Origin of the sequence: Citricoccus nitrophenolicus, assembly GCF_047305825.1 — a bacterium.
In the GTDB taxonomy this organism is placed as follows: Bacteria; Actinomycetota; Actinomycetes; order Actinomycetales; family Micrococcaceae; genus Citricoccus; species Citricoccus nitrophenolicus.
Genome location: NZ_CP063070.1, coordinates 1,431,725 through 1,455,288, shown reverse-complemented (window position 1 = coordinate 1,455,288; position 23,564 = coordinate 1,431,725). Strand labels below are relative to the sequence as shown.

Genomic DNA, 23,564 nt, shown 5'->3' with positions numbered 1-23,564 from the left:
GGGCGGCCTTTCGGGGCCGGCTGGGGCGTTGCGAAACGGTATGTACACACCGCTTCGCCCCCGCCGGAAAACCGGTGGGTATAACACCCAGAGAAAAGAGGCCACCATGGCCACCGGTACTGTCAAGTGGTTCAACGCTGAAAAGGGCTTTGGCTTCATTGCCCCGGATGACAACTCAGCAGACATCTTCGTTCACTTCTCCGCCATCGAGGGCTCCGGCTTCAAGGAGCTCCAGGAGAACCAGAAGGTCGAGTTCGAGGCCACTCAGGGCCAGAAGGGCATGCAGGCCTCCTCGGTCCGCCCGCTCTGATCTGACCAGACACCAGAACGGCCGCTCACCCCTGAAGGGTGGGCGGCCGTTCTGCTGTGTAAGGGCGGACCGGCCCGCCGCTCAGGCGGCCAGCGCCTCCGGGGCCTGGGCCGCGCGGGACTGCACGGCCTGCACGGTCAGCTGACCCTCGGCCACGCTGACCCGGACCACATCTCCCTCGCCCACGGCCTCGGTGACCAGCAGGTCGGCCACCCGGTCATCCAGCTCCCGCTGGATCACCCGGCGCAGCGGGCGGGCACCGTACGCCGGCTCGTGGCCGGCCTCGGCGATCCAGTCCCGGGCCGCGGAGTCCACCTCGAGCGTGATGCCCTGGGCGGCCAGCCGCTGTTCGGAATCGGCCAGCTGCAGCCCCACGATCTCCCGTAGCTGCCCGGCGGACAGCGGGGAGAACAGCACCGTGTCATCGATCCGGTTGAGGAACTCCGGCCGCATGAACTCCTTGAGCCGGCCCATCACCTTCTGCCGCACGTCCCGCTTGGCGGTCTCAGCATCGGCCGAGACGAAGCCCAGCGGTGCCCCGCTGGAGGACAGGAACTCGCTGCCGAGGTTGGAGGTCATGATCAGCACGGTGTTGCGGAAGTCCACGGTGCGGCCCTGACCATCGGTGAGCCGGCCGTCGTCGAGCACCTGCAGCAGCAGATTGAACACGTCCGGGTGCGCCTTCTCGATCTCGTCCAAAAGGATCACCGAGTACGGCCGGCGGCGGACGCGCTCGGTCAACTGACCGGCCTCGTCATAGCCCACGTACCCCGGAGGGGCACCGACCAGGCGGGACACCGTGTGGCGCTCGCCGAACTCGGACATGTCGAACCGGACCATGGCATCCTCGTCGTCGAACAGGGATGCGGCCAGGGACTTCGCCAGCTCGGTCTTGCCCACGCCCGTGGGGCCCAGGAACAGGAACGAGCCCACGGGCCGTGACGGGTCCGCCATCCCGGTGCGGGACCGGCGGATGGACTTCGCCATCGCCGTGACCGCGTCATCCTGGCCCACCACCCGGGCGTGCAGCTCCTCCTCGAGGCGGGCCAGCCGGGACTTCTCCGCCTCCGTCATGCGGGCGGCCGGGATGCCGGTGGCGCGGGAGACCATCTCGGCGATGGCGTCCTCGTCCACCACGCGATCGGCGCTGTCACCGGCCGCCGGACGGGCCAGCGCCTCCGCCAGCTCCTCGCTGAGCCGGGCCACCTCATCGCGCAGCTCGGTGGCCCGCTCATAGTCCTCGGCGTTGACCGCCGCGTTCTTCTCGGCCTCCAGGTCAGCCAGCTGGGACCGCAGCCCGTCCACGTCCGGCACCGGGCCGGCATCGGCCACCGGACCGCGCTTCAGGGACAGCCGGGCGCCCGCCTGGTCCAGGAGGTCAATGGCCTTGTCCGGGAGGAACCGGTCCGTGATGTACCGGTCCGAGAGCACTGCGGCGGCGTGCAGCGCCTCGTCCGTGTAGGTCACCTGGTGGTGGTCCGCGTAGCGTCCGGCCAGCCCGTGCAGGATCTGCTCGGCGTCCTGAACCGAGGGCTCGCCCACGGTCACCGGCTGGAAACGGCGCTCCAGCGCGGCGTCCTTCTCCAGGGTGCGGTACTCCTTGAGCGTGGTGGCGCCCACCAGGTGCAGATCGCCCCGGGCCAGCCGCGGCTTGAGGATGTTGCCGGCGTCCATGCCGCCGGAGTCCCCGGAACCTCCGGCCCCCACCACGGTGTGCAGCTCATCGATGAACACGATGGTGTTGCCGTCCTCGGCGATCTCGTCCATCGTCTTGGTCAGCCGCTCCTCGAAGTCACCGCGGTACTTGGTGCCGGCCACCATCCCCGGCAGGTCCAAGGAGACCACACGCCGGCCCTGCAGCTGCGCGGGGACCTCGTCGGCGGCGATGGCCTGGGCCAGGCCCTCCACGATGGCGGTCTTGCCCACGCCGGCCTCCCCGATCAACACGGGGTTGTTCTTGGTGCGGCGGGCCAGCACCTCGATGGTCTGCTCGATCTCCTCGGCGCGGCCGATCACCGGGTCCAGCCGGCCCTCGCGCGCCTGGGCGGTCAGGTCCTGGCCGAACTGCTCCAGCATGGACTTCTCGCCGTCCTGACCGCCCTGCTGGCCGGACTGGCCGGCCTCCTGCTGGGCCTGCTGCTGGGCTGCCGACTGCAGGGACTGCGGGGTGATGCCCGCCTGGGCCAGCAGCTGGCCAGCGGGGGAGTCATGGTTGAGCACGAGCGCGAAGAAGATGTGCTCGGGGTCGATGTACGTGGAGCCGAAGGCGCGTGCCACCTGGTACCCGTCCAGCAGTACCTTCTGCGCGGAGGGGTTCAGGGACGCGGTGGAGCCGGCCGGGCCGGCCGAGTCGGTGGCGCCGGACCCCTCGCGCTGGGCCGGGGCGGGCAGTCGGTCGTCGACGGCGGCCGTCACCTGCTGCGGATCAGTGCCGGTCTGGCGCAGGGCGGCAGCGGCCGGGTCCTGACCCAGCATGGTGTGCAGCAGGTGCAGTGCGTCCACGTCATGCTGCCCGCGCCCGAGCGCGAACTGTGCGGAGGCCGTGACCACGTCATGGGTGCGCTTGCTCATCAGCCGCGTGAGGTCCACGGGCCGGCCCTGGCGGCTGGTCCGCTGCCCCTGCAGGTAGCGCGTGAGGAATTCGTCGAAGGAATCGCCGTTCGAGCCGGCGGGGCCGAAGGATGCGGGCATGAGGTCCTCCTGGGGATCATCGAGTCGAAACACCAGAGTTGAGTGTGTATAGCTCAAGTAACGACAGTGGTCGCAAGATTGTTCCCGGAAATCCATAAACCTGAGTGTGATGTGCTCAATGTTTCGCTGGCGGCGGACAGTGGCGCCCTGGTTCGGTTCTGGTACAACAGGGCGCCCGGCATGTCGTACACTGGATCCAGAAGTAGTAGTAACAGTTGCAGTAAGTCCGTCCTCACTACGGACCGGGCGGCCCTCAGGGCCGGCTGGGGCGTGGAGTAGCGGTATGTACACCGCCGCTTCGTGCTCGCTGGAAAACCGGCGGGTAAACACCCCAATGAAAAGAGGCCAACATGGCTACCGGTACCGTCAAGTGGTTCAATGCTGAAAAGGGCTTTGGCTTCATCGCCCCGGATGACAACTCCGCTGACATCTTCGTTCACTTCTCCGCCATCGAGGGCTCCGGCTTCAAGGAGCTCCAGGAGGACCAGAAGGTCGAGTTCGAGGCCACTCAGGGCCAGAAGGGCATGCAGGCCTCCTCGGTCCGCCCGCTCTGATCTGAACTGATCTCAGAAAAGCCGCTCACCCTTCGGGGTGGGCGGCTTTTTTGGGTTAACGGGTGGGCAACGCTCAATGGTGGATAAGTGCTCTCCACGGGCGTTCGGGCCCTGCCTTCTGTGGCGGCCATCACCATCTCGGTGTACCTTGGTAGCCGCTCATGGCGACCGCCGCCAGCGGCACGACTTCAGACGGTCCAGAAGGGGGCACCCGAAGTGGGCGTTTCACAGGATCCGGACGGGCCGGACCAGGCTGGGCCGGGCCCCGCTGCGGCGGTGTGGAAGAGCTTCAGCACTGCCCAGATCCCCGCTGGAATGCGGGTTGAACACTGGGAGGAGCACAATACCAAGGCCCTGATCGGCCTGGACATCCGGACCCTTGAGGGCGGAACCCTCCAGGCTGAGGAGTTCAACCTGTATTTCCCCTCGCTGCGCTTCGCCAGCGTGCGCGGTTCCTCCCAGATTGTGGAGCGGTCTCAACGGTTGATCGCCCAGCACCCCACCGGGGACATCGCCATCTTCTTCGCATTGGGCGGGGAGGCCTTCTTCTATCATGCCGAGGGTATGCTCCTGCTCCGTCGCGGCCAGGCCGTGCTCTATGACGCTGACCTGCCATTCGTGCGTGGCTTCTCGCACGGAGTTCGCGAGTTCGTGCTGACCCTGCCGCGTGAGGAGTTCATGCGCTTGTCCCACGGCGCACCTTTGCGGGAGCCGCTGGTGTTCGATTTTGCAGTGGGGGACGGCGGCGCCGTCGGGGATGCAGCGGCGGGCAGTCTGGCCTCACTCATCGATCAGGTCTTCATTCACCCGCCCTCGGATCTCGTGTCCGTGGAGCAACAGGCCTTCGGGCTGTTGGAGCAATTGGTGGCCCGCGCCCTGGGTACGGATCGGCACTCGGCCCACCGCCGGGCGATTCAGGCGATCGAGCGGGGGTTCTGCCACGCAGGGCTGACCAGGGCCCGAGTGGCCCGGGCTGCGGGCGTCAGTGAACGGCAGCTGGCGCGGCTGTTCGCCCAGCAGGGGCAGACCTTCGCCGAGGTCTTGATGTCCCACCGATTGCGCCGGGCCGAGACGATGCTCGTCTCTGGAGAGCCGGCGAGCATCGCGGATATCGCGCGGCAGTGTGGTTTTGCCACAGCCTCGAGCTTCAGCAGGGCGTTCAAGGCGTACGCAGGCGTGACGCCGTCCGAAGTCCAGCGGGCCGCTGCTGCCCAGCGCGACTGAGACGAGTGGCCGGCCGTTTTTGACGCTGGAGCTATCGGTCTTTCCCAGAGGGGACGCCGGCTGTCCCCGAAAGGACATCCGCTGGTCTTCACCTGATCCTTCCTGCACGATCTTCGCAAGTGATTCAACTCACGTCCCGATTGAAGTTCGCAGGAGGATCCACCATGAGCCAGAATTCGACGGTCCCCAGCCGAACCGTGCACGCGGTTCAGCACGGTGACGACGTGGACGCCCAGAGCCTGCGGAAGGCCTTCGGGAAGTTCGCCACCGGGGTGACGGTGGTGACTTGTCAGGGACAGGACGGCACGCCGCACGGTGCAACGGTCAACGCCTTCACCGCCGTTTCGCTGGATCCCCCGCTGGCTCAGGTGACCTTGATCCGTGGGAACAAGGCTTCCGAGTATCTGGCGGATCGGCCGTTCGCGATCAACATCATGGCCGAGGACCAATTGTCCACCTGCCTGAACTTTGCGGGCAAGCCGTCCAAGGAACCGGTGAAGTGGCGCTGCGAGGGCGAGATTCCGGTGCTGGAAGGCAACGCCGCCACCCTCGAGTGCCAGCCCTGGCGCGTCTACGACGGTGGTGACCACCTGATCGTGATCGGCGAGGTCGTGGCGTTGGAGGTCAACAACGTCGACCCGCTGCTGTTCATCTCCGGCAAGTTCCACCACGCCGCTTCCTTGCACGGGGGAGCCCCCTGGGAGGCCTCCGGCGATTCCATTGCCCACGGCTGGTTCGAGGGCTCCACCTCCTTCAAGGCCTTCTGACCCTCACCACCCCCAGTCCGTTCCACCCGACCCCATCTCGAACACGACCCGAAAGGACGGTCACCATGACCACCACCGAAGCGCACCCGCAGACCATGTCCGAGCGCACGGAGCCTGCCAACCCGAAGCTGCCCATGACGGGGGACGAGTACATTGAATCCCTCCGTGATGGCCGGGAGGTCTATCTGCATGGCGATCGCGTGGAGGACGTGACCACGCACCCGGCCTTCCGTAACTCCGTGCGCATGGTCGCACGGCTGTACGACGGTTTCCATGACGAGGCGACCGCCGACAAGCTGCTGGTGGATACGGACACCGGTAACGGGGGCAAGACCCACCCGTTCTTCAAGGTCCCGAAGTCAGTGGAGGACCTTCGGGAGTCCCGCACCGCGATCGGGACCTGGGCGCGCATGTCCTATGGCTGGCTCGGACGCTCTCCGGACTACAAGGCCGCGTTCCTGGGCACCCTGGGCTCCATGCCGGAGTTCTACTCCCCGTACCAGGAGAACGCCAAGCGGTGGTACAAGGAGTCCCAGGAGAAGGTCCTCTACTGGAACCACGCGATCATCAACCCGCCGGTGGACCGTCACCTGCCACCGGACGAGGTCAAGGACGTGTTCATGAAGGTCGAGAAGGAGACGGACAACGGCGTCATCGTCTCCGGCGCGAAGGTGGTGGCCACCGGCTCGGCGATCACGAACTACAACTTCATTTCCCACTACGGACTGCCGATCAAGAAGCCCGAGTACGCGCTGATCTGCACCGTTCCGATGGACGCGCCAGGCATCAAGCTGATCTCACGGACCTCCTACGCCCAGAACGCCGCTGTGACGGGCACTCCGTTCGACTACCCGCTGTCTTCGCGGATGGACGAGAACGATGCCGTGTTCATCTTCGACAAGGTGCTGGTGCCGTGGGAGAACATCTTCGCCTACGGCGACCCGGACCAGATCAACGGTTTCATGCCCCAGACCGGGTTCATCCAGCGATTCACCTACCAGGGCTGCATCCGTCTGGCCGTGAAGCTGGACTTCATCGCCGGACTGCTCCTTAAAGCCCTGGAGATCGCGGGCACCCAGGACTTCCGCGGTGTGCAGGCCAGGGCAGGGGAGGTCATCGGCTGGCGCAACATGTTCTGGGCGCTGGCTGACGCCATGATGCTCAATCCGGACGAAGGTCCCAACGGCTCCGTGTTGCCGAAGATGGACTACGGCATGGCCTACCGCATGTTCATGGCCCAGGGATACTCGCGGATCAAGGAGATCATCGAGCAGGACGTGGCCTCTGGGCTGATCTACCTGCCGTCCGGCGCCCAGGACTTCAAGAACGCGGAGATCCGCCCCTACCTGGACAAGTACGTGCGCGGCTCCAACGGCGTGCAAGCCGTGGACCGGGTCAAGCTCATGAAGTTGCTCTGGGACGCCATTGGCTCCGAGTTCGGCGGCCGCCACGAACTCTATGAGCGCAACTACTCCGGAAACCACGAGAACGTGCGCGTGGAGATGCTCATGAACGCCATGAACAACGGCACCGTCGACACCATGAACGGCATGGTCGAGCAGTGCATGGGTGAGTACAACCTCGATGGGTGGACGGTCCCAGACCTGTTCAACAGTGACGACGTCAACGCCTACATGAAGCGCTGAGTACATCGGGTCAGGCTGTGTGGTCTCCCGGAACCCCTTGCAGGTTCCGGGAGGCCACACTGTGGGACATGATGGGGTCATGGCTGACCACGACTTCATCATTCCCCCTGACCTCGCCCGCGCCGCCCGCGCCCTGACCCAGGTCTCCTACACGCTGGTGGCCCGTACCGCTGACCTCGAGCCGGCTGACGTCCGAGCCTACGAGCAGGGCCACGGCACCCTCGATGCCGAGGAGAGTCACCGCCTGCGCGCCGCCCTCGAGGAGTTCGGCGCCCAGTTCATCGCTGAGGACGAGCAGGCGGGCTATGGCGTCCGCCAGAAGTTCAACAGCGTCAAGGCCCAGCGTCTCGAGACCTGGGAGGACGAGGGCGGCCCGGCCTACGAGGACGACATCTGAACACTCGGCGACAACACGGCGAACTGAGTCCTGTCGGGGCTGGGAGCCGACGCTGCGCGGGCCAGCATGGATCCCGTGACCACCTCAACTCGCCGCACCACCACCCGCACCCTGTCCGTTGCCGCGCTCTCCTGCGCCCTGCTGACCACCGGCACTGTTGCCGGCTCCGTCGCCGCCACACCTGACTCCTCCGCCGCCACTGCTGACACCGCGGCCGCCCCGGCTGCCGAGCGGGAGCCGGCGGCCGGCGTCGGGGCCTTCCGATCTGCCGGCACCGAGCAGCGCCTGGCCCGCGGCGTCACCCACGAGTCCTTCACGCTGGGGGATCCGGCCGCCGCGTACTCGTGGACCGTGCAGGTCACGTTGCCGTCTGGCCAGGACGATGTGCGGGATGCGCCGGTCTCCAGCCGGGAGACTGCGCACCGTGTTGCCACGGAGCTGCGCGGGGCCGGGCTGGACGCGAACGCGGAGGCCGTCGTCGCAGACCAGCTGGCCGACTCCGGCGGCTATCTGGGCCACCGTGTCCGGGTGGGTGCGTTCCCCACCGAGGCCGAGGCTGAGGCGGCCCGATCCGAACTGATGGCCCTCGGCTATGCCGGTGGCACCTGGTACGAGGGCTGGGACGGGGATCAGCCGGATGCCGCCGAGGGTGGTGGGCCCGTCAACGTGGACGTGCTGACCATCGACCCGCGCAGGTTCGACGGTGAGGTCACCGCTGGCTTCGGTGAGGACATCGAGCGGACCGAGACCACCTCCGAGCTTTCCGAGGGTGCTCTGGCCGGGGTCAATGCCGGGTTCTTCGTCTACGGGGAGCAGCACGGCGCCCCCGGAGATCCGGCCGGGGCGGCGGCGTACAACGGTGAGATCCTCAGTGAGACCGTGGGGGACCGGCCCAATCTGGTGATCGACCACCGCAAGGGCAAGGCCTCCATCCAGCGCCTCACCTGGGAGGGTCGCGTCTCCTCCGGCAGTGAGCGTCTGGACCTGGACGGCATCAACCGCGTGCCCGGCAAGATCCGCAACTGCGGTGGCACGGATGACCTGCCCACGGACGCCCCGAAGCACGATGTCACCTGCACCGATGAGGACGAGATCGTCGTGTTCACCGAGGAGTACGGGGCGGTGACGCCGGAAGGGGAGGGCCTGGAGGTCATCGTGGACGGCCGCGGCCGGATCCAGGAGGTCAACCAGGAGCGGGGGACGGAGCTGTCTGACGGGCAGTACGCCATCCAGGCCATCGGCACGGACACCGCGGATCTACACGAGTTCGCCACCGAGGCCCGGCGGATCAAGCTCACCAACGAGTACCTCGACGAGCGCGGCAGGAAGCTGCGCATGACCCCGCACACCCAGGTGCTCAACGGGGGGCCGAACCTGCTGACGGACGGCGAGCGGAACGTCACGGCGGCCCGCGACGGCATGGTCCATGCTGACAACCCGGGCCAGTTCTATGGCTGGACGCACCAGCGCAATCCACGCACCATCGCCGGGGTCGACGGCCGCGGCCGGCTCGTGCTCATCACCGCCGACGGCCGGCAGACCGACTCCGTGGGGTTGAGCGTCTCCGAGGCCGCCGACCTCGCTGAGCGGCTGGGGCTGGTGGACGCCATCAACCTGGACGGCGGCGGCTCCACCGCCATGGTGGTGGACGGCGAACTCGAGAATTCCCCGTCCGGCGGCACCGAGCGGGCCGTGGGAGACGCCCTGGTGATCCGCGGCCGCTGAGCGGAGCGGGCGGGGTGGATCCCGGGCGGCCCGGGGGTCAGCCGTTCGGGCGGGGGGCGGGGCTCCAGAGCCCGGACAGCACGTCGGCTGCGGCGTGGAGATCTTCAGGAGGCGTGTCGTCATGCGTCTGTGTGGCCAGGGCGAGGATGAAGCCGTGGATCAGGCGGGCCAGGGAGTCGCTCGTGCCGGCCGCGGCCGGAACGCCCTCGTCGAAGGCACGCCGCGTGAGCGCCGCGATGGCCTCATAATCGCGCTCGCGTTGGTCCGCCACCGTGCGGCCGGGCTCGGTGCCGCGGTCCTGGGGGCCGACGGTGGCGGCGAGGGCCACGAGGCATCCCCGGGGGTGGGAGTCATCGAACTGCTCGTCGATCGAACGGTGCAGTAGCTGCATGAGTGCCTCGCCGGCGGGGACGGAATGGCTGGCGGAGATGATGCTGACCACGCTGCCGGGCCGGGAGACGTAGTGCTCTATCACGCGTCCGAACAGCCGTTCCTTGGAACCGAACGCGTGATAGAGGCTGGCTGAGGACAGGCCCATGGCCTCCCTGAGCTGGATCATCGAGGTGCCCTCGTATCCCTGGCGCCAGAAGAGCTGCATTGCCTCTTCCAGTGCTGTCTGTTCCTCAAAGAGTCTTGGACGCCCCGCCACTCGCACCAGCTCCCGCCTGCTTCATCAACCATGACAGTTTGACACGTCGGGCCGCTGCCGTGAAACTGGATCAATCGATCCATTATTAGATGCCGAGTGGATCCAGCCGACCTGAGAGGACTGCCATGAGTGAGACGCCAGCGAGCGAATCCACGCTGCACGAGCCCTATGGGCTGAAGGGACTTGACCTGCCCAACCGTGCGGTCCTGGCCCCGATGACGCGGATCAGCGCGCACGGGGACGGCCGGGCGACGGAGAGGATGCGGGACTACTACCGGTCCTTCGCCGAGGGCGGTTTCGGCCTGCTCGTGACGGAGGGGATCTTTACGGACACCGCTCACAGCCAGGGTTACCTGGACCAGCCGGGTCTGGCGACTCCCGAGGACGGAGAGTCCTGGGCTTCCGTCACGGCGGCCGTCCACGAACAGGGCTCGTCGATCGTCGCGCAGTTGATGCACGCTGGCCCTCAGGGTCAAGGCAACGCCTACACCTCGGGACTGCGTTCCGCCTCGGCGGTCCGTGCCCGCGGGGAACAGGCCGGCATGTACCGGGGAAGCGGTCCGTACGAGGTGCCGGACGCCCTGAGCGCAGCGGAGATCGGCGAGGTGACCTCGTCCTTCGCGGCGGCTGCTGTGCGGGCCCGGGAGGCCGGCTTCGACGGCGTGGAGATCCACGGTGCCAACGGCTACCTGGTGGACGCGTTCCTGACGGACTACCTGAACGAGCGGACGGATGGCTACGGTGGTTCGCCACTGGCGCGGACCCGTTTGGCGCGGGAGATCATCGAGGCTGTCCGCGCCGCCGTCGGGAATGATTTCGTGGTGGGGATCCGCATCTCGCAGGGCAAGGTCAGCGACGCCACCCACCGGTGGTCCGGGGGAGTGGCGGAGGCCGAGACGATCTTCGGCGCGCTCGCCGGCACTGCGGTGGACTACGTCCACACCACCGAGTGGAAGGCCAACGCGCCCGCGTTCCCGGACGAGGATGCCCGCTCGCTGTCCCAGCTGGCCCGCGAGTTCGCCCCGACCCTGACCGTCATTGCCAACGGCCACCTGGACACCGGTGCCGAGGCGGCACAGAGCCTCGGCGACGGAGGCGCGGACCTGGTCGCGATCGGCAAGGCGGCCCTCGCCCAGCACGATTGGCCGCAGCGAGTGCAGCAGGGGCGCGAGGTGCTGGAGCCCCTGGCGCCGAGCGCCTTCGGTGAGCTGGCCACCCTCCAGGACTGGGAACTGCGGGTGCCCGAGCCGGCTTCCAGCAGCCGATAGACCACAGGCCGGCCGGTGGACGACGTTCATCGTCCACCGGCCGGCCTGTGTCGGTCGGGAAGATCGGGTCACGCTGGGCGGGTGAGCAGGCGCCCGACGACGGCCCGCGGAGTCTCGGCCCCCGTCCAGTCCGCGCCCGCCGCCTCCAGGGCCACCAGCAGCCCCTCCACGTCCGCGAACACGTCCTGACGCCCGGTCCGGCGCCGCAGGGCCCAGCCGTCACCCATCAGGGAGAGTGAACAGCCGGGAGCCAGCCCGCGGCGGAGCTCCGCCAGGGCCTGGCGCTTGCGCCCGGTCCGGTTGAGCTCCGCCGTGGTGGGGGACACCGTGGTGCCCCCGGGGCATGCTCCACACATGCTCAGATGCCTCCGCCAGCAAGCCAACCGGTCACGGCATCACGTCGCCGCTGTTGGGTCCGAGCGTCTGGCCCACGTAGATGTCCCCGCCCGGGGAGGACGCCAGCAGCAGGGCCGTCGGTGCGATCTCCTCGGCCGTGCCGAAGCGGCCCAGCGGCAGCTCGGCACGCTTGGCCGCCTTCCACTCCTCGGTCACGCCGTCCAGCAGGGGCGTGTCGATGGGGCCGGGGGCGATGGCGTTGACCAGGATCCCCTCGGGCGCCAGCTCCAGGGCCATCGCCTTGGTCATGCCGATCACTCCCGCCTTCGCGGCCACGTAGTGCACCAGCCCGGTGCCGCCCTTGATGCCCAGCTGGGAGGCGATGTTGATGATGCGGCCACCCCCGCGAGCCTGCAGGTGGGGCAGGGCCCACCGGCCGGCCAGGAACACGCCCTTGAGGTCGATGTCCACCGTGCGGTCGAAGTCCTGCTCGGTCAGCTCGGCCATCGGCTTCTCGTCCAGGATGCCGGCGGCGGTCACCAGGATGTCGATCCCGCCCAGCTGCTCTGCCACGGAGTCCATGGCCTGCCGGACCGAGTCCGAGCTGGTCACGTCCACCTCCGCGAACAGCGCCGTGGCGCCGGCCTCGCTCAGATGCCCGACGACGGCCGCGCCGGCCTTCGCGTCACGGTCCAGCACGGCGACGGCCGCGCCGTTCTCCGCGTACAGCCGGGCGATGGCCGCCCCGATCCCGCTGGCGCCGCCGGTGATGACGGCGACCCGGTCCTTCAGTGCTTCTCGTGCTTCTCGTGCTTCCACAGGGGTCTCCTTCTGTCTCAGCTGGGCCAGCGGATGGTCAGCCCGCCGTCCACGATCAGTTCCTGTCCGGTGACGTAGGCGGAATCGTCGCTGGTGAGGAAGCGGATGGTGCGGGCGGTCTCGTCCACGGTGCCCACGCGGCCGGCGGGGATGATCTTCCCGGCGGCCTTGAGCCCCTCATCACCCAGGGAGTTCTTCTCATCCTCGGACTGTGGGCTGCGGATGAGCCCGGGGATCACCGCGTTCACGCGGATGCCCCGGGGTGCGAGCTCCACGGCGAGGGATCGGCACAGGCCCAGCACGCCGGACTTGGCCGCGGCGTAGTGCGCGTGCTCCTCCCAGCCGTACACCCCGCCGGCGATCGATGACGTCGCGACCATCGCGCCGCCGTCGGTCATCTTCGCGGCGGCCGAGCGGAAGATGCGCATCACGCCGGTGAGGTCCACGTCCAGCATGTCCTCCCAGGCCTGGTCCGTCATCTCGCCCAGCGGGTTGCGGCGGAGGATGCCGGCAGCGGCCACGGCGATGTCCAGCCGGCCGAACTCGGCCAGGGCGGCCTCGGCCAGCGCGTCACAGTCCTCGGTCTGGCGGACATCCGCGGCCACGGCGATGCACCGTCCGCCAGCGGCTTCCACGGCCCGCACGGTCTCCTGGGAGTCGTGCGGGTCACCGGGGAAGTAGTTGACCACGCTGTGTGCGCCGGCACGGGCGTAGGCCACGGCCAGTGCCTGGCCGATCCCGCTGGCGCCGCCGGAGATTAGGGCGACCTTTCCGGCCAGCCCGTCATCGCGTTGTGCTGCCATCAGAGGGACACCTCGTCTTTCTCATCGTTGTTCACATCAGTGCTGCCGGGGACCAGGAGGTCTGCCGGGACGTCTGCGTTCTTGCCCTCGATCTTGCGGGTGCCCATCATGCACAGCCCGGCCAGGAGCAGGCCGAGGGTGCCGGAGAGGATGGCGGCGGCGGTCATGGACAGCCCGGCGAAGAGCAGGGCACTGAGCAGGCCGGAGCCCACGATCCCGCCCACCGGTGCCATCACGTGGGCCACGTTGGTGCCCATGCCGCGGGCGTGGGCCGGGAAGGACTCGCCCATGTAGTACAGCAGCGCCGCGAACGGGCCGGTCAGGAAGAACAGGGTGAGCCCGTACATGGCGATGATGAACCAGGTGGCGCCCGGGATGAGCAGCATGCCCAGGCTGGAGGCAGCCCCGGCCAGCCAGCCGAGGATCACGGTGCGCTGGCGGCCGATCCGGTCCCCGAGCCAGCCGTGGAAGAGGTAGCCGATGAAGCCGACGGCGTTGGCACCGACCAGGATCACCAGGGCGTTCTCGAAGGAGACGCCCTTGGCCTCCACCAGCACGGTGGTGCCCAGCACGGAGAAGACCTGGATGCCGATCCAGCTGAACAGCCAGGCCAGGGAGAGCAGGATGGTGTGGCGGCGCAGCGCGGGGGAGAAGACCTCCTTCAGCCCACCCTGCGTCTCGCTGTCCATCTCGAGGTGGTGCTGATCGATCAGGACCTGAGCGCCGGCGTCGTCCCCCTCGGCCTGACGCCGCCGGGTCTCGCGGATGGCGGCGAAGGTGGGCGATTCGGGCAGCCGGGTGGCCACCAGGGCCACCGTGATGGCCAGCACGCCGGCGATCACGAAGCTCCAGCGCCAGCCGATGACGGGCAGCAGCAGCGCGGACATCCCGGCGGCCACGAGCGCGCCGATCGGGTATCCGGCCTGCACCACGGAGTAGAAGAAGCCCTTGTTCTTGACGTCCTTGTAGATCTCGGAGAGGTAGACCGCGTTGACGACCTCCTCGGAGAGGGACAGCCCGGTGAAGGACCGCACGAGGATGATCGAGACGGCGCCGATCGCCATGCCGGTGAACCCGGCCGCCAGGCCGCCGCCGATCATGAGGATCACCAGGGCATTGCGCCGCCCCAGCCGGTCGATGATGGGCCCGACGATGAGCGAGACGATGAACACGCCCACGTGGGCCAGGGTGTTGATCAGGGTGGACTGGGCGGTGGACCACCCGAAGTCCTCCGCGATCACGGGCAGCAGGGTGCCGAAGAGGGTGAAGTCATAGACGGAGATGACCCAGGCGACGAAGCAGACGATCGAGACCTTGCGGATCATGCCCGGGGTGACCTGGACATCCTAGGGGGCCACGGGGCCGCTCGAGACGGTGCGAGATGAGGACATGGTGGACTTTCGTGTGAGGGGATCGCCCGGCCCGGGGACCGGGCGATCCGTCAGAGGGGGATGGTGGCCGGCGGGCCGATCAGGCCTGCGGGCGGGGGGAACGCTGGGCGAAGTCGCGGGCCACGTCCTCCATGTAGGCGAACTCGACCCCCTCGTGGCCCTGGATGTGATCGAAGAGCCGCTCGAGCATGAGCAGGTTCTGCGGGCGTCCCGAGACGTCCGGGTGGATGGTGATGGGGAAGACGCCGTAGTCCATCTCGCGGTAGACCCAGTCGAACTGGTCCTTCCAGAGCTGCTCCACGTCCCGCGGGGAGACGAAGCCGTGGCTGTTCGGGCTGGACTTGATGAACATCATGGGCGGCAGGTCATCCAGGTACCAGGACGCCGGGATCTCGATGAGGTCGGTCTCCTCGCCGCGGACCAGGGGCTTCATCCAGTCATGGGCCGAGTCCGCCGAGTAGTCGATCTTGGTCCAGGTGTCACCCACGCGCACGTAGTACGGGGTGTGGTCGTCATGCATCAGGGAGTGGTCGTAGAGGAAGCCGCGTTCCAGCAGGATCTCGTTGGTGACCTTGGAGAACTCCCACCACGGGGCCACGTAGCCCACGGGCTTTTTGCCCGAGCGCCGCTCGATCAGGTCGGTGCAGTAGTCCAGGATCTCGGTCTCCTGGGTGCGGGTCATGGCGATCGGGTTCTCGTGCGAGTAGCCGTGCACGCCGATCTCATGGCCGGCCGCCACCACCTCGTCGAACTGCTGCGGGAAGGTCTCCACCGAGTGGCCGGGCCAGAACCAGGTCACGGGCATCTCCCGGCGCTGGGCCAGCTGCAGCAGGCGCGGCACGCCGACCTCTCCGGCGAACAGGCCGCGGGAGATGTCACCGGGGGAGTCCTCGCCTCCGTAGGAGCCGAGCCAACCGCCCACGGCGTCGACGTCGATTCCCACGGACACGTAGATCTTCTTGGTCATTCTCATTTCCTTTCAGTGGTCAGCGCTGGTCGCTGAACAGGGTGGTGAATTCGGTCAGGGTCGGTGTTCCGGACGGGGCGGCCAGCAGGGCCGCCGCGAGGATGCGTGCCTGGAAGGGGTTCAGGTGCCCGGCACTGACGGCGCCGGCCGCGATGAGGTCCACGCCGCCGCCATTGCCGTAGAGGGGCACCATGGGGCCACTCGGCACGCGAGTGCTCAGCACCACGGGCACGCCGGCGGACACCAGATCGGCCGCGGCCTCGGCATAGCCCTCCCCGGCATTGCCCACGCCGGTGCCGGCCAGTACGACGGCGGCCGCGCCGGCCTGCGCTGCGTGCTGCAGGAGCCCGGGGTCGGACCCCGGGTAGGCGGTGATGACCTCCACCCGGGTGGAGCCGAAGGTCTTGCCGGGCAGGGGCAACGCCCGGGGCCGGACCGGCTGGGCCACGAGATCGAGCTCCTCGCCGCGGAACAGGCCCACCGTGGTGCCGCCGTGGAAGGGCTGGCTGGCGGTGGTGTGCGCCTTCCGGGCCCCGCGGGCCGTCTGGACCCTGCCGTCGAAGGCGATGAGGGCGCCCATGCCGCGGAACCGCGGGTCCAGGGCCACGGCGGCGGCCTGACGCAGGTTGCGGGGCCCGTCCGAGTCCGGCTGGTCGGCGGCCAATTGTGCCCCGGTGAAGACGACCGTGGTGTCCGTGCCGTTCACCAGGTCCACCAGGAACGCGGTCTCCTCCAGGGTGTCGGTTCCGTGGGTGACCACCACGCCGTCCACTGCCGCCTCGGCGGCGCGGGTGAGGGCCGCAGCAGCGATCTCCAGGATCTCCGGCAGCCCCAGGCGGTAGCTGCCCAGGGTCATGACGTCCTCGGTGGTGACCTCGGGGCTCTCGACCCCCGCCGCGGCGGGCAGGGCCCCGATCAGGTCGCCGACGGAATCCGAGGCGACGGAGCCGGAGGTGCCGGGGCGCCTGCTGTCCTCCGTGTTCCCGGGCGTCTCAGCCGTTCCAGGGGCTCCGGTCCGGGACGCGATGGTCCCTCCGGTGCCGATGATGTGGACTCTGCTCACGCCTCGCCGCCTTCGGTGGGTTCAGGAGGCAATGCCGGGGAATGACGATCCCCAATCGATTGCCACAATCGTTTGTGTAGAGTGATGGACAGCACGTTAGAGCAGGTTGGGGTGTGATGCAAGACCCACCGGCCCGCGTCTAGGCTGAAGACGTTGCGCCTCCCGGCGGAACGGGCAGGACTACCGAAGGCATCCGTGAGCAAGCGATCGACCGTCACCCTGAAGGGACTGGCCCAGGAGCTGGGCCTGAGCCCGTCCACGGTCTCGCGCGTCCTGAACGATGCGGCCGGCGAGGATTCGCGGTGGGCCTCCCCGGAGACGAACCGCCGGATCCTGACGTTGGCCAGCGAGCTCGGTTACGCCAAGAATCCGTATGCGGCGTCCCTGCGCACGGCGCGGTCCGGGCTGATCGGGGTGGTGGTGCCGCGGCTGCAGGACTACGTCCTGGCCACCATCTACGAGGGCGTGGACGAGGCCGCTGCCGAGCACGGCTATGTGGCCGTGGTGGCGAACTCCCTGGACAACCCCGTCTCCCACGAAGCGCGGGTCCGGAAGCTGATGGACCGCCGCATCGACGGGCTGATCCTCGGTGACACGCCCTTCGACGGGTCCACGCTGACGGCGATCGAGCGCGAGGACGTGCCCTTCGTGCTGGTCAACCGCCGCTCCCCGGGGCACCCCTCCGTGACGTGCAACGACTACCTCGGCGGGCGGTTGGCGGGGGAGCACCTGGCCGGGCTGGGGGTGGAGAAGGTCTTCCTGTTGGCTGGCAAGGACCGGATGTCCACCTCGATCGACCGGACGGCGGGCTTCACCGAGGCGCTCGCCGAGCACGGCATAGAGTTGCCCGCCAGCCATATCGCCACCGGGGGATTCGACGCTGAGGGGGGCGAGGAGGCCATGCGGCGCCTGCTGGAGGCCTCCGGCGTGCCGGAGGCGATCTTCGCCGTCAACGACTTCGCGGCCATCGGTGCCCTGGGGGTCCTGGCCGAACGGGGGCTCTCCGCGCCGGAGGACGTGAAGCTCGTCGGCTACAACGACACCCCGCTGGCCGGCGGCGTGGGCCTGACCACCGTTCGCTCGCCCATGCACCAGATCGGCCGGCAGGGGCTGGAGCTGCTCGTGGAGACCATGGCCGGACGGCCGGTGGAGAGCCGGCAGCTGGACCCGGAGCTGGTGATCCGCACCACGGCGTAGGGCCGTGGCGACGCCCCTCAGGCCACAATTCGGCCCCTCACGTCACGGCCCGGCGGACCACCTCGCCGAGATGTTCCCAGGCCTCTTCGGAGGGGTCCTGCAGGGCGTAGGACGTGGGCCAGAACCCGTCCGGAGTGTCCAGTGCGGCCAGGTTGCTGACGCCGAACGTCGAGTAGCGCTCCTTGTCCATCTGACCGCTGCGGAAGAAGCAGAGCACCTTGCCGCCGCGGGCGTATCCGGGCATCCCGTAGTACAGCTTGGGGAAAAGGTCCGGGGCCAGGGTGGTGACGATGAGGTGGACGCGCTCGGCCATCTCCCGGTCCCCGTCCGGCATCTTCGCGATCTTGGCCAGCACATCGGCGGCATCCGCAGCGGCCTTGCGCTCCTTGCCGGTCTTGCCGGCCGTGGCGGAGCGCTTGGACTCCGTGCGCAGCTCCGCGGCACGCTGCTTCATGGCGGCCCGCTCCTCAGCAGTGAATCCGTCCCCAGTGGGTGTCTCGGCCATGGTGTTCCCTCGTCTCGTCCGTTGCGGTCCTCCTCAGGCTAGATCAACGCCGGGGAGCGGCAACTGGCGGCTGCCGACGGTCAGTCCTGAGCCACCTGGACGGTGACGCTGATGTTGCCACGCGTGGCATTGCTGTACGGACACACCTGGTGGGCCTCCTCGGCCAGCTCTTGGGCCTCGGCGTGCGGCAGGTTCGGGATGATCACCTCGAGCGTCACTTCCAGTCCGAAGCCGCCCGCGTCCAAGGGGCCGATGCTGACCCGGGCGCCCACGCTTGACTCGCCCAGATCCGCCCTGGCCTGACGGGCCACCATCTGCAGCGCCGAATGGAAGCAGGCCGCATAGCCGGCGGCGAAGAGCTGCTCCGGGTTGGCGCCGCCACCGCTGCCGCCCATCTCCTGAGGGACGGCCAGCTGCAGATCGAGGGTCCCGTCGGCGGTCCGGGTGCGGCCATCACGGCCACCCCCGGTGGCGAGGGCTTCGGCGGTGTAGAGGGTGTTCATGCGGTTCTCCTGAGGGTGTTGCAGGGTGTGGTGCAGGGGGTGTTGTAGGGGTTACCGCCTCGGTGCTTGCGGAGGGCGGCGTCAGCTGGCGGCGGTGAACCTCTGGGACAGGTCCCGGAGGGCCGAGAGCTCCTGCGGTTCCAGCCCCACGGCGTCCAGCAGGCAACGTTGGATGTCTGCGGCCCGCTGGCGCAGGGCGTCGCCCGCCGTCGTCAGCCTCACGCTCACCCGGCGCGAGTCCGTGGAACGGCGCTCGCGGGTGATGAGCTCGTGGCCCTCCAGCCGGCGCAGCAGCGGCGAGAGCGTGCCGCTGTCCAGGTGCAGGCGCTCACCGAGGGCGGAGACGGTCTGGCCGTCCCGTTCCCAGAGCACCAGCAGCACCAGGTACTGCGGGTAGGTCAGTCCCAGCTCGTCCAGCAGGGGGCGGTAGGCCTGCTGGGCGGCGCGGGCTGCGGAGTACAGGGCGAAGCAGACCTGGTCCTCCAGCCGGAGGTGGGATGGGTCCGGGTTCATGCTCATACCAAGAAGTATTGCGCACAATTGAGTTGTGCACAATTCATTAGGGCGAAGCAGCGGTGTGAGACCCGCCCGGACCGTGCCCGCCGGTGCCGAGCCTCGGAGGGGCCGCGGCAGCGCCGGCATCGTGCCCCAGCCTTAAACGCCTGTGAGGGCGGAGATCACGAGTGATCTCCGCCCTCACAGTGGACGGGCTCAGGCGTCGACGACCACCGTGGTGATCAGCGGGGAGCGCCGGTAGTTGCGCTCCAGGTGGCGGCCCACGGTGTCCGTGATGAGCTTCTCCAGCTCCTCCAGATCATCGATGTCCTGGCCGGCGATCTTGCCCAGGGCGGCCTTGACCTTCTCCGCTGCCGCGTTGAAGATCTGCTTGTCCTGGATGAAGCCCTTGGTGACGAACTCCAACGGCTCGGCGAGCTGGTTCGAATCGGGATCCACGAGGGCCACGATGGTGATGGCGCCGCCCTCCTGGAGCAGGGTGCGCTCCTTGAGGGTCTCCTCGGTGACCTTCCCGACCGTGTGGCCGTCCACGTAGACCAGCCCGGCCTCCACCTGGCCGGAGACCTTCGCCTGGCCGTTGACCAGGTCCACCGTGGTGCCGTCCTTGACCACGAGCACGCGCTTGGGGTCCACGCCGGTCTTCACGGCCAGCTCGGCGTTGGCGTGCAGGTGCTTGGACTCGCCGTGCACGGGCATCACGTGGGTGGGCTTGACGATGTTGTAGCAGTAGACCAGCTCGCCGGCCGAGGCGTGGCCGGAGACGTGCACCTTGGCGTTGCCCTTGTGCACCACCTTCACGCCGAGGTCCGTGAACTTGTTGATGATGCCGTAGATGGCGTTCTCATTGCCCGGGATCAGCGAGCTGGCCATCAGCACGGTGTCGTCGGCGCCGAGCTTGATCTGGTGGGTGCCGCTGGCCATGCGGGACAGCGCGGCCATCGGCTCACCCTGGGAGCCGGTGCAGATCAGGGTGATCTTGTTGTCCGGCATGGACTGCAGCTTCTTGAAGTCCACCACCAGGCCGCGGGGGATCTTCAGGTACTCGAGCTCGCGGGCGATCCCCATGTTCTTGACCATGGAGCGGCCCACGAAGGCGACCTTGCGGCCGGCGGCGTGCGCGGAGTCCAGGACCTGCTGGATGCGGTGCACGTGGCTGGCGAAGCTGGAGACGATGATCCGCTTCGGGGCGGTGGCGAAGACCTGGTCGATCGCCGGGGTCAGGTCCCGCTCGGAGATCGTGAATCCGGGGACCTCGGCGTTGGTGGAGTCCGTGAGGAACATGTCCACGCCCTCCTCACCCAGCCGGGCGAAGTGACGCAGATCGGTGATGCGGCCGTCCAGCGGGAACTGGTCCATCTTGAAGTCGCCGGTATGCAGGATCAGCCCGGCGGGCGTGCGGATCGCCACGGCGAGGGCGTCCGGGATGGAGTGGTTCACGGCCACGAACTCGAGCTCGAACGGACCGGCCTGGTGCTTGTCCTCGGGCTCCACGTGCACCGTGACCGGGGTGATCTTGTGCTCGGTGAGCTTGGCGGAGATGAACGCCAGGGTCAGCTGCGAGCCGATCAGGGGGATGTCCGGGCGTTCCTTGAGCAGGTACGGGACGCCGCCGATGTGGTCCTCGTGGCCGTGGGTGAGGACGATGCCCACCACGTCATCCCAGCGGCCCTGGAGGGAGCTGAAGTCCGGCAGGATCACGTCGATGCCCGGCTGGTGCTCCTCCGGGAACAGCACGCCGCAGTCCACGATCAGCAGCTTGCCGTTGTACTCGAAGACGGTCATGTTGCGGCCGACCTCGCCCAGGCCGCCCAGCGGGGTGACGCGCAGGCCGCCGTTGGGGACGGTGGAGGGTGCCTTGCTCTTGCGCGCGGGCCGGTTGGAGGACCGCGAGGAGGAACGGGAGTTGTTGGAACGGTTCGAGGAGTTGTTCGAGGCGTTCTTCGAGGAGTTGCGGGCAGAAGAGGTCAAAAGGTCACGCTTTCAATCTGGGATGGAGCTGGCGTTGCGAACGGCTCTCGTCGAGGGATGGCTCGTGTCGATGCGGAGCGGCACCGGAAGTCTGTCCCTGATTTTACCCGTCTGCGGCCCTGTGGGAAATCGGCCCGGCGCAGGTGCTGATGCGGATGCTGATGGAGCCCCTGCCGCGGTGGGCGGCAGGGGCTCCATGCAGTACGTGGACGGCTACATCATTCGACGGCGAGCGATGGCAACCACAGAACGATGTCCGGCACCGCGAACAACACCACGATCATCACGATCTCGATGACGAGGAACGGCCAGACGCCGCGGAACACGTCGCTGGAGCGCAACCCGGAGGTTCCGGCCACCACGAACACGTTGATGCCCACGGGTGGGGTCACCATCCCGATCTCGATCAGCTTCACGATCAGGATGCCCAGCCAGACCCCGTCGAAGCCGAAATCCATGGCGATCGGATAGATCAGGGGCACCGCGATCACCATGATGGAGATGGACTCCAGGGCCATGCCCATGGGAATCAGCAGGATCAGCAGCCCGGCCAGGATGACCCATCCGGGCACGTCCAGATCGGTCAGCGTCCCGGCCAGCGTCTGCGGGACCCGCGCCACAATGAAGAACAGCGAGAGCACGGCGGATCCCACGATGATCGCGAACACCATGGAAGTGGTCTGTGCGGTCTCCTTGAGCGCCTCGATGAACTGCCGCGTCATGGTGCGGATCCCGTCCTTGCGGAACTCGATGATGAGCATGAATGCGGCGAACAGGGCTCCGATGGCTGCCGACTCCGTGGGGGTGAAGAGTCCGGAGTAGATGCCGCCCATGATGATCATGAACAGGATGACCAGGCGGATCAGGCCGCGGTAGGGCAGGTCCCGCCAGGCGACGGGCGCAGGCCCGCCGGCCGGCCGAGCCGCCGCCTCGAGCTCGGCGGAGAGCCCGTCCGGGCCGGCGGGCGTCATGCTCATCTTGCGGGTCCGGACCAGGATGTAGACCATGTAGGCGATGGCCGAGAGTACTCCCGGGACGATGCCGGCGGCCAGCATCTGGCCGATCGACTCCCCGGACAGGATCGCGTAGAGCACCAGGAACACGCTCGGAGGGATCATGGCCCCGAGCGTCCCGGCCATGGCCACCAGGGCGCCGGCGAGACTCGGCGGGTAGCCGGCCTTCCGCATCTCTCCGATGGACAGCCGGGACATGGTGGCTGCCGTGCCGATGCTGGAACCGGAGACGGCGGCGAATCCGGCGCAGGCGGCCACGGTGGAGATCCCGAGTCCTCCGGGCAGTCGCAGGAAGACGCGCCGGGCGATCTCGAAGACCTGACCGGCGATCCGTGCCTTGACCGCGAAGATGCCCATCAGGATGAACATCGGGATGATGGTCAGGGTGAAGGTCGAGGTCTGTTCGAAGGGGGCGGAGGCCAACGCGCTGGTGACGAACTTGGGGTCACGCAGCAGCAGGATCCCGATGAGGCCGGAACTGGCCAGGGCGATCCACACCGGCATCTTGAAGGCCAGCTGGACGATCAGCAGGACGATGACGAGTCCCACGATGAGACCGGTGTCCATCAACGTGATCCCTCCTCGGGCCGGTGGTGGGTGGAGTGGTCATCTCTGCGGACCGCTGCGGGGTCCGCCGGCGGGCTCGCGGTGCGGGCCTGCTGGGTGGCGGCGAGGTCCGGATCGACGTCGTCCTCACCCAGCAGGGGCTGGCCACGGACGATGAGCACGACGTTGATGACGGCCACCAGGAGGAAGGCGGCGAAGCCGATGACGATCAGCCAGCGGGCGGGCCAGACCGGCCAGTCGACCAGCCCCTGACGCAACTCGTTGGCGGCGGTGCTCTGGAGCGCCCTCTGGAGGGTGGCGACCACGAACCAGACGGAGACGGCGACAGCGCCCAACCAGGCGATGCCGATCAGCACGCGGGCGACCGCTGGGCGCAGGGCGGCGGTGAGGAGGTCCACGGCCACATGGGCGTTGGTGGCCCCGGCGTAGGCCAGACCGAGGAACACCGTGGCGACGAGCGCGCTCTCGCTCATCTCCAGGAGTCCCGGAACCGAGCGGCCACCGAGGTTGCGGACCACGACGTCCACGGTGATCGCCACCATGATCGCGATGGTGGACAGGGAGGCCAGCGCCCCGAGGGGGACGGTGATCACCGAGGCGATCCGGCGTAGAACGTCGACGCGTTCAGTGGGGGAGGTGCTGTTCATGACGGGGTTCCTTCCGCGCGGAGGCGTGGGCACCGTCA

The 23,564-nt window shown here is 68.2% G+C and carries 23 protein-coding genes; 9 read left to right on the top strand and 14 right to left on the bottom strand.

Going from position 1 to position 23,564, the window contains the following annotated elements; translation table 11 throughout:
* Nucleotides 1–106: 106 nt before the first annotated feature.
* Nucleotides 107–310, top strand: a complete 204-nt coding sequence (locus IMT31_RS06675) for a cold-shock protein (protein WP_345359791.1) — start codon at nt 107–109, stop codon at nt 308–310.
* A gap of 81 nt (nt 311–391) precedes the next feature.
* Here IMT31_RS06675 and IMT31_RS06670 read toward each other — a convergent pair whose 3' ends face one another.
* Nucleotides 392–3,001, bottom strand: coding sequence for an ATP-dependent Clp protease ATP-binding subunit (locus IMT31_RS06670; protein WP_413544166.1), 2,610 nt, complete (start codon nt 2,999–3,001; stop codon nt 392–394).
* Between the two features lie 350 nt (nt 3,002–3,351).
* Between IMT31_RS06670 and IMT31_RS06665 the strand changes: the two genes are divergently transcribed.
* From IMT31_RS06665 to IMT31_RS06640, 6 genes are all read left to right on the top strand, one after another.
* Entirely contained in the window at nt 3,352–3,555 is a 204-nt protein-coding gene (locus IMT31_RS06665; protein WP_309812863.1) for a cold-shock protein, read from the top strand.
* A gap of 216 nt (nt 3,556–3,771) precedes the next feature.
* Nucleotides 3,772–4,779, top strand: a complete 1,008-nt coding sequence (locus IMT31_RS06660) for an AraC family transcriptional regulator (RefSeq protein ID WP_345359804.1) — start codon at nt 3,772–3,774, stop codon at nt 4,777–4,779.
* Between the two features lie 164 nt (nt 4,780–4,943).
* A complete protein-coding gene (locus tag IMT31_RS06655) occupies nt 4,944–5,546 on the top strand; it encodes a flavin reductase family protein (protein WP_345359807.1) in 603 nt (200 codons plus the stop codon).
* Between the two features lie 65 nt (nt 5,547–5,611).
* On the top strand, nt 5,612–7,192 hold the full coding sequence (locus IMT31_RS06650) for a 4-hydroxyphenylacetate 3-hydroxylase N-terminal domain-containing protein (protein WP_413544165.1): 1,581 nt from the start codon (nt 5,612–5,614) through the stop codon (nt 7,190–7,192).
* Between the two features lie 79 nt (nt 7,193–7,271).
* Nucleotides 7,272–7,589, top strand: a complete 318-nt coding sequence (locus IMT31_RS06645) for a hypothetical protein (RefSeq protein ID WP_413544164.1) — start codon at nt 7,272–7,274, stop codon at nt 7,587–7,589.
* 75 nt (nt 7,590–7,664) lie between these two features.
* A complete protein-coding gene (locus IMT31_RS06640; RefSeq protein WP_413544163.1) occupies nt 7,665–9,314 on the top strand; it encodes a phosphodiester glycosidase family protein in 1,650 nt (549 codons plus the stop codon).
* Nucleotides 9,315–9,351: 37 nt separating this feature from the next.
* Here IMT31_RS06640 and IMT31_RS06635 read toward each other — a convergent pair whose 3' ends face one another.
* Entirely contained in the window at nt 9,352–9,912 is a 561-nt protein-coding gene (locus IMT31_RS06635) for a TetR/AcrR family transcriptional regulator (protein ID WP_345359819.1), read from the bottom strand.
* Nucleotides 9,913–10,088: 176 nt separating this feature from the next.
* Here IMT31_RS06635 and IMT31_RS06630 point away from each other — a divergent pair, with 176 nt between their 5' ends.
* Nucleotides 10,089–11,231 (top strand): NADH:flavin oxidoreductase, encoded by a 1,143-nt coding sequence (locus tag IMT31_RS06630; RefSeq protein WP_413544162.1) that lies wholly within the window; start codon nt 10,089–10,091, stop codon nt 11,229–11,231.
* Nucleotides 11,232–11,299: 68 nt separating this feature from the next.
* Here IMT31_RS06630 and IMT31_RS06625 read toward each other — a convergent pair whose 3' ends face one another.
* From IMT31_RS06625 to IMT31_RS06600, 6 genes are all read right to left on the bottom strand, one after another.
* Nucleotides 11,300–11,587 carry a hypothetical protein gene (locus IMT31_RS06625; RefSeq protein WP_413544161.1) on the bottom strand — a complete coding sequence of 96 codons (288 nt, stop codon included), beginning with the start codon at nt 11,585–11,587 and terminating at the stop codon, nt 11,300–11,302.
* Nucleotides 11,588–11,618: 31 nt separating this feature from the next.
* Nucleotides 11,619–12,386 carry an SDR family NAD(P)-dependent oxidoreductase gene (locus IMT31_RS06620; RefSeq protein WP_413544160.1) on the bottom strand — a complete coding sequence of 256 codons (768 nt, stop codon included), beginning with the start codon at nt 12,384–12,386 and terminating at the stop codon, nt 11,619–11,621.
* A gap of 17 nt (nt 12,387–12,403) precedes the next feature.
* Nucleotides 12,404–13,189 carry an SDR family NAD(P)-dependent oxidoreductase gene (locus tag IMT31_RS06615; RefSeq protein ID WP_345359831.1) on the bottom strand — a complete coding sequence of 262 codons (786 nt, stop codon included), beginning with the start codon at nt 13,187–13,189 and terminating at the stop codon, nt 12,404–12,406.
* Nucleotides 13,189–14,514 carry an MFS transporter gene (locus tag IMT31_RS06610; protein ID WP_413544159.1) on the bottom strand — a complete coding sequence of 442 codons (1,326 nt, stop codon included), beginning with the start codon at nt 14,512–14,514 and terminating at the stop codon, nt 13,189–13,191. Before IMT31_RS06610 ends, IMT31_RS06615 begins: the two co-directional genes overlap by 1 nt.
* Before the next feature lie 145 nt (nt 14,515–14,659).
* Nucleotides 14,660–15,547 (bottom strand): polysaccharide deacetylase, encoded by an 888-nt coding sequence (locus IMT31_RS06605; RefSeq protein WP_345359837.1) that lies wholly within the window; start codon nt 15,545–15,547, stop codon nt 14,660–14,662.
* A gap of 19 nt (nt 15,548–15,566) precedes the next feature.
* The gene (locus IMT31_RS06600) at nt 15,567–16,610 is read right to left on the bottom strand and encodes an asparaginase (protein WP_413544158.1); all 1,044 of its coding nucleotides are present in this window, start codon (nt 16,608–16,610) and stop codon (nt 15,567–15,569) included.
* Nucleotides 16,611–16,805: 195 nt separating this feature from the next.
* Between IMT31_RS06600 and IMT31_RS06595 the strand changes: the two genes are divergently transcribed.
* The gene (locus IMT31_RS06595) at nt 16,806–17,807 is read left to right on the top strand and encodes a LacI family DNA-binding transcriptional regulator (protein ID WP_413544157.1); all 1,002 of its coding nucleotides are present in this window, start codon (nt 16,806–16,808) and stop codon (nt 17,805–17,807) included.
* 37 nt (nt 17,808–17,844) lie between these two features.
* Here the strand turns inward: IMT31_RS06595 and IMT31_RS06590 are convergent, their stop codons facing one another.
* The 6 genes from IMT31_RS06590 to IMT31_RS06565 form a co-directional block, all read right to left on the bottom strand.
* Nucleotides 17,845–18,312 carry a DUF1801 domain-containing protein gene (locus IMT31_RS06590; RefSeq protein ID WP_413544156.1) on the bottom strand — a complete coding sequence of 156 codons (468 nt, stop codon included), beginning with the start codon at nt 18,310–18,312 and terminating at the stop codon, nt 17,845–17,847.
* Between the two features lie 80 nt (nt 18,313–18,392).
* The gene (locus IMT31_RS06585; RefSeq protein ID WP_345359849.1) at nt 18,393–18,815 is read right to left on the bottom strand and encodes an organic hydroperoxide resistance protein; all 423 of its coding nucleotides are present in this window, start codon (nt 18,813–18,815) and stop codon (nt 18,393–18,395) included.
* 81 nt (nt 18,816–18,896) lie between these two features.
* On the bottom strand, nt 18,897–19,328 hold the full coding sequence (locus IMT31_RS06580) for a MarR family transcriptional regulator (protein WP_345361005.1): 432 nt from the start codon (nt 19,326–19,328) through the stop codon (nt 18,897–18,899).
* A gap of 198 nt (nt 19,329–19,526) precedes the next feature.
* Nucleotides 19,527–21,113: a ribonuclease J gene (locus IMT31_RS06575; RefSeq protein WP_378109381.1), complete on the bottom strand. Its 1,587-nt coding sequence runs from the start codon at nt 21,111–21,113 to the stop codon at nt 19,527–19,529.
* A 404-nt stretch (nt 21,114–21,517) separates the two neighbouring features.
* On the bottom strand, nt 21,518–22,879 hold the full coding sequence (locus IMT31_RS06570) for a TRAP transporter large permease (RefSeq protein WP_413544155.1): 1,362 nt from the start codon (nt 22,877–22,879) through the stop codon (nt 21,518–21,520).
* The gene (locus IMT31_RS06565) at nt 22,879–23,526 is read right to left on the bottom strand and encodes a TRAP transporter small permease (RefSeq protein ID WP_413544154.1); all 648 of its coding nucleotides are present in this window, start codon (nt 23,524–23,526) and stop codon (nt 22,879–22,881) included. Before IMT31_RS06565 ends, IMT31_RS06570 begins: the two co-directional genes overlap by 1 nt.
* Nucleotides 23,527–23,564 lie beyond the last annotated feature (38 nt).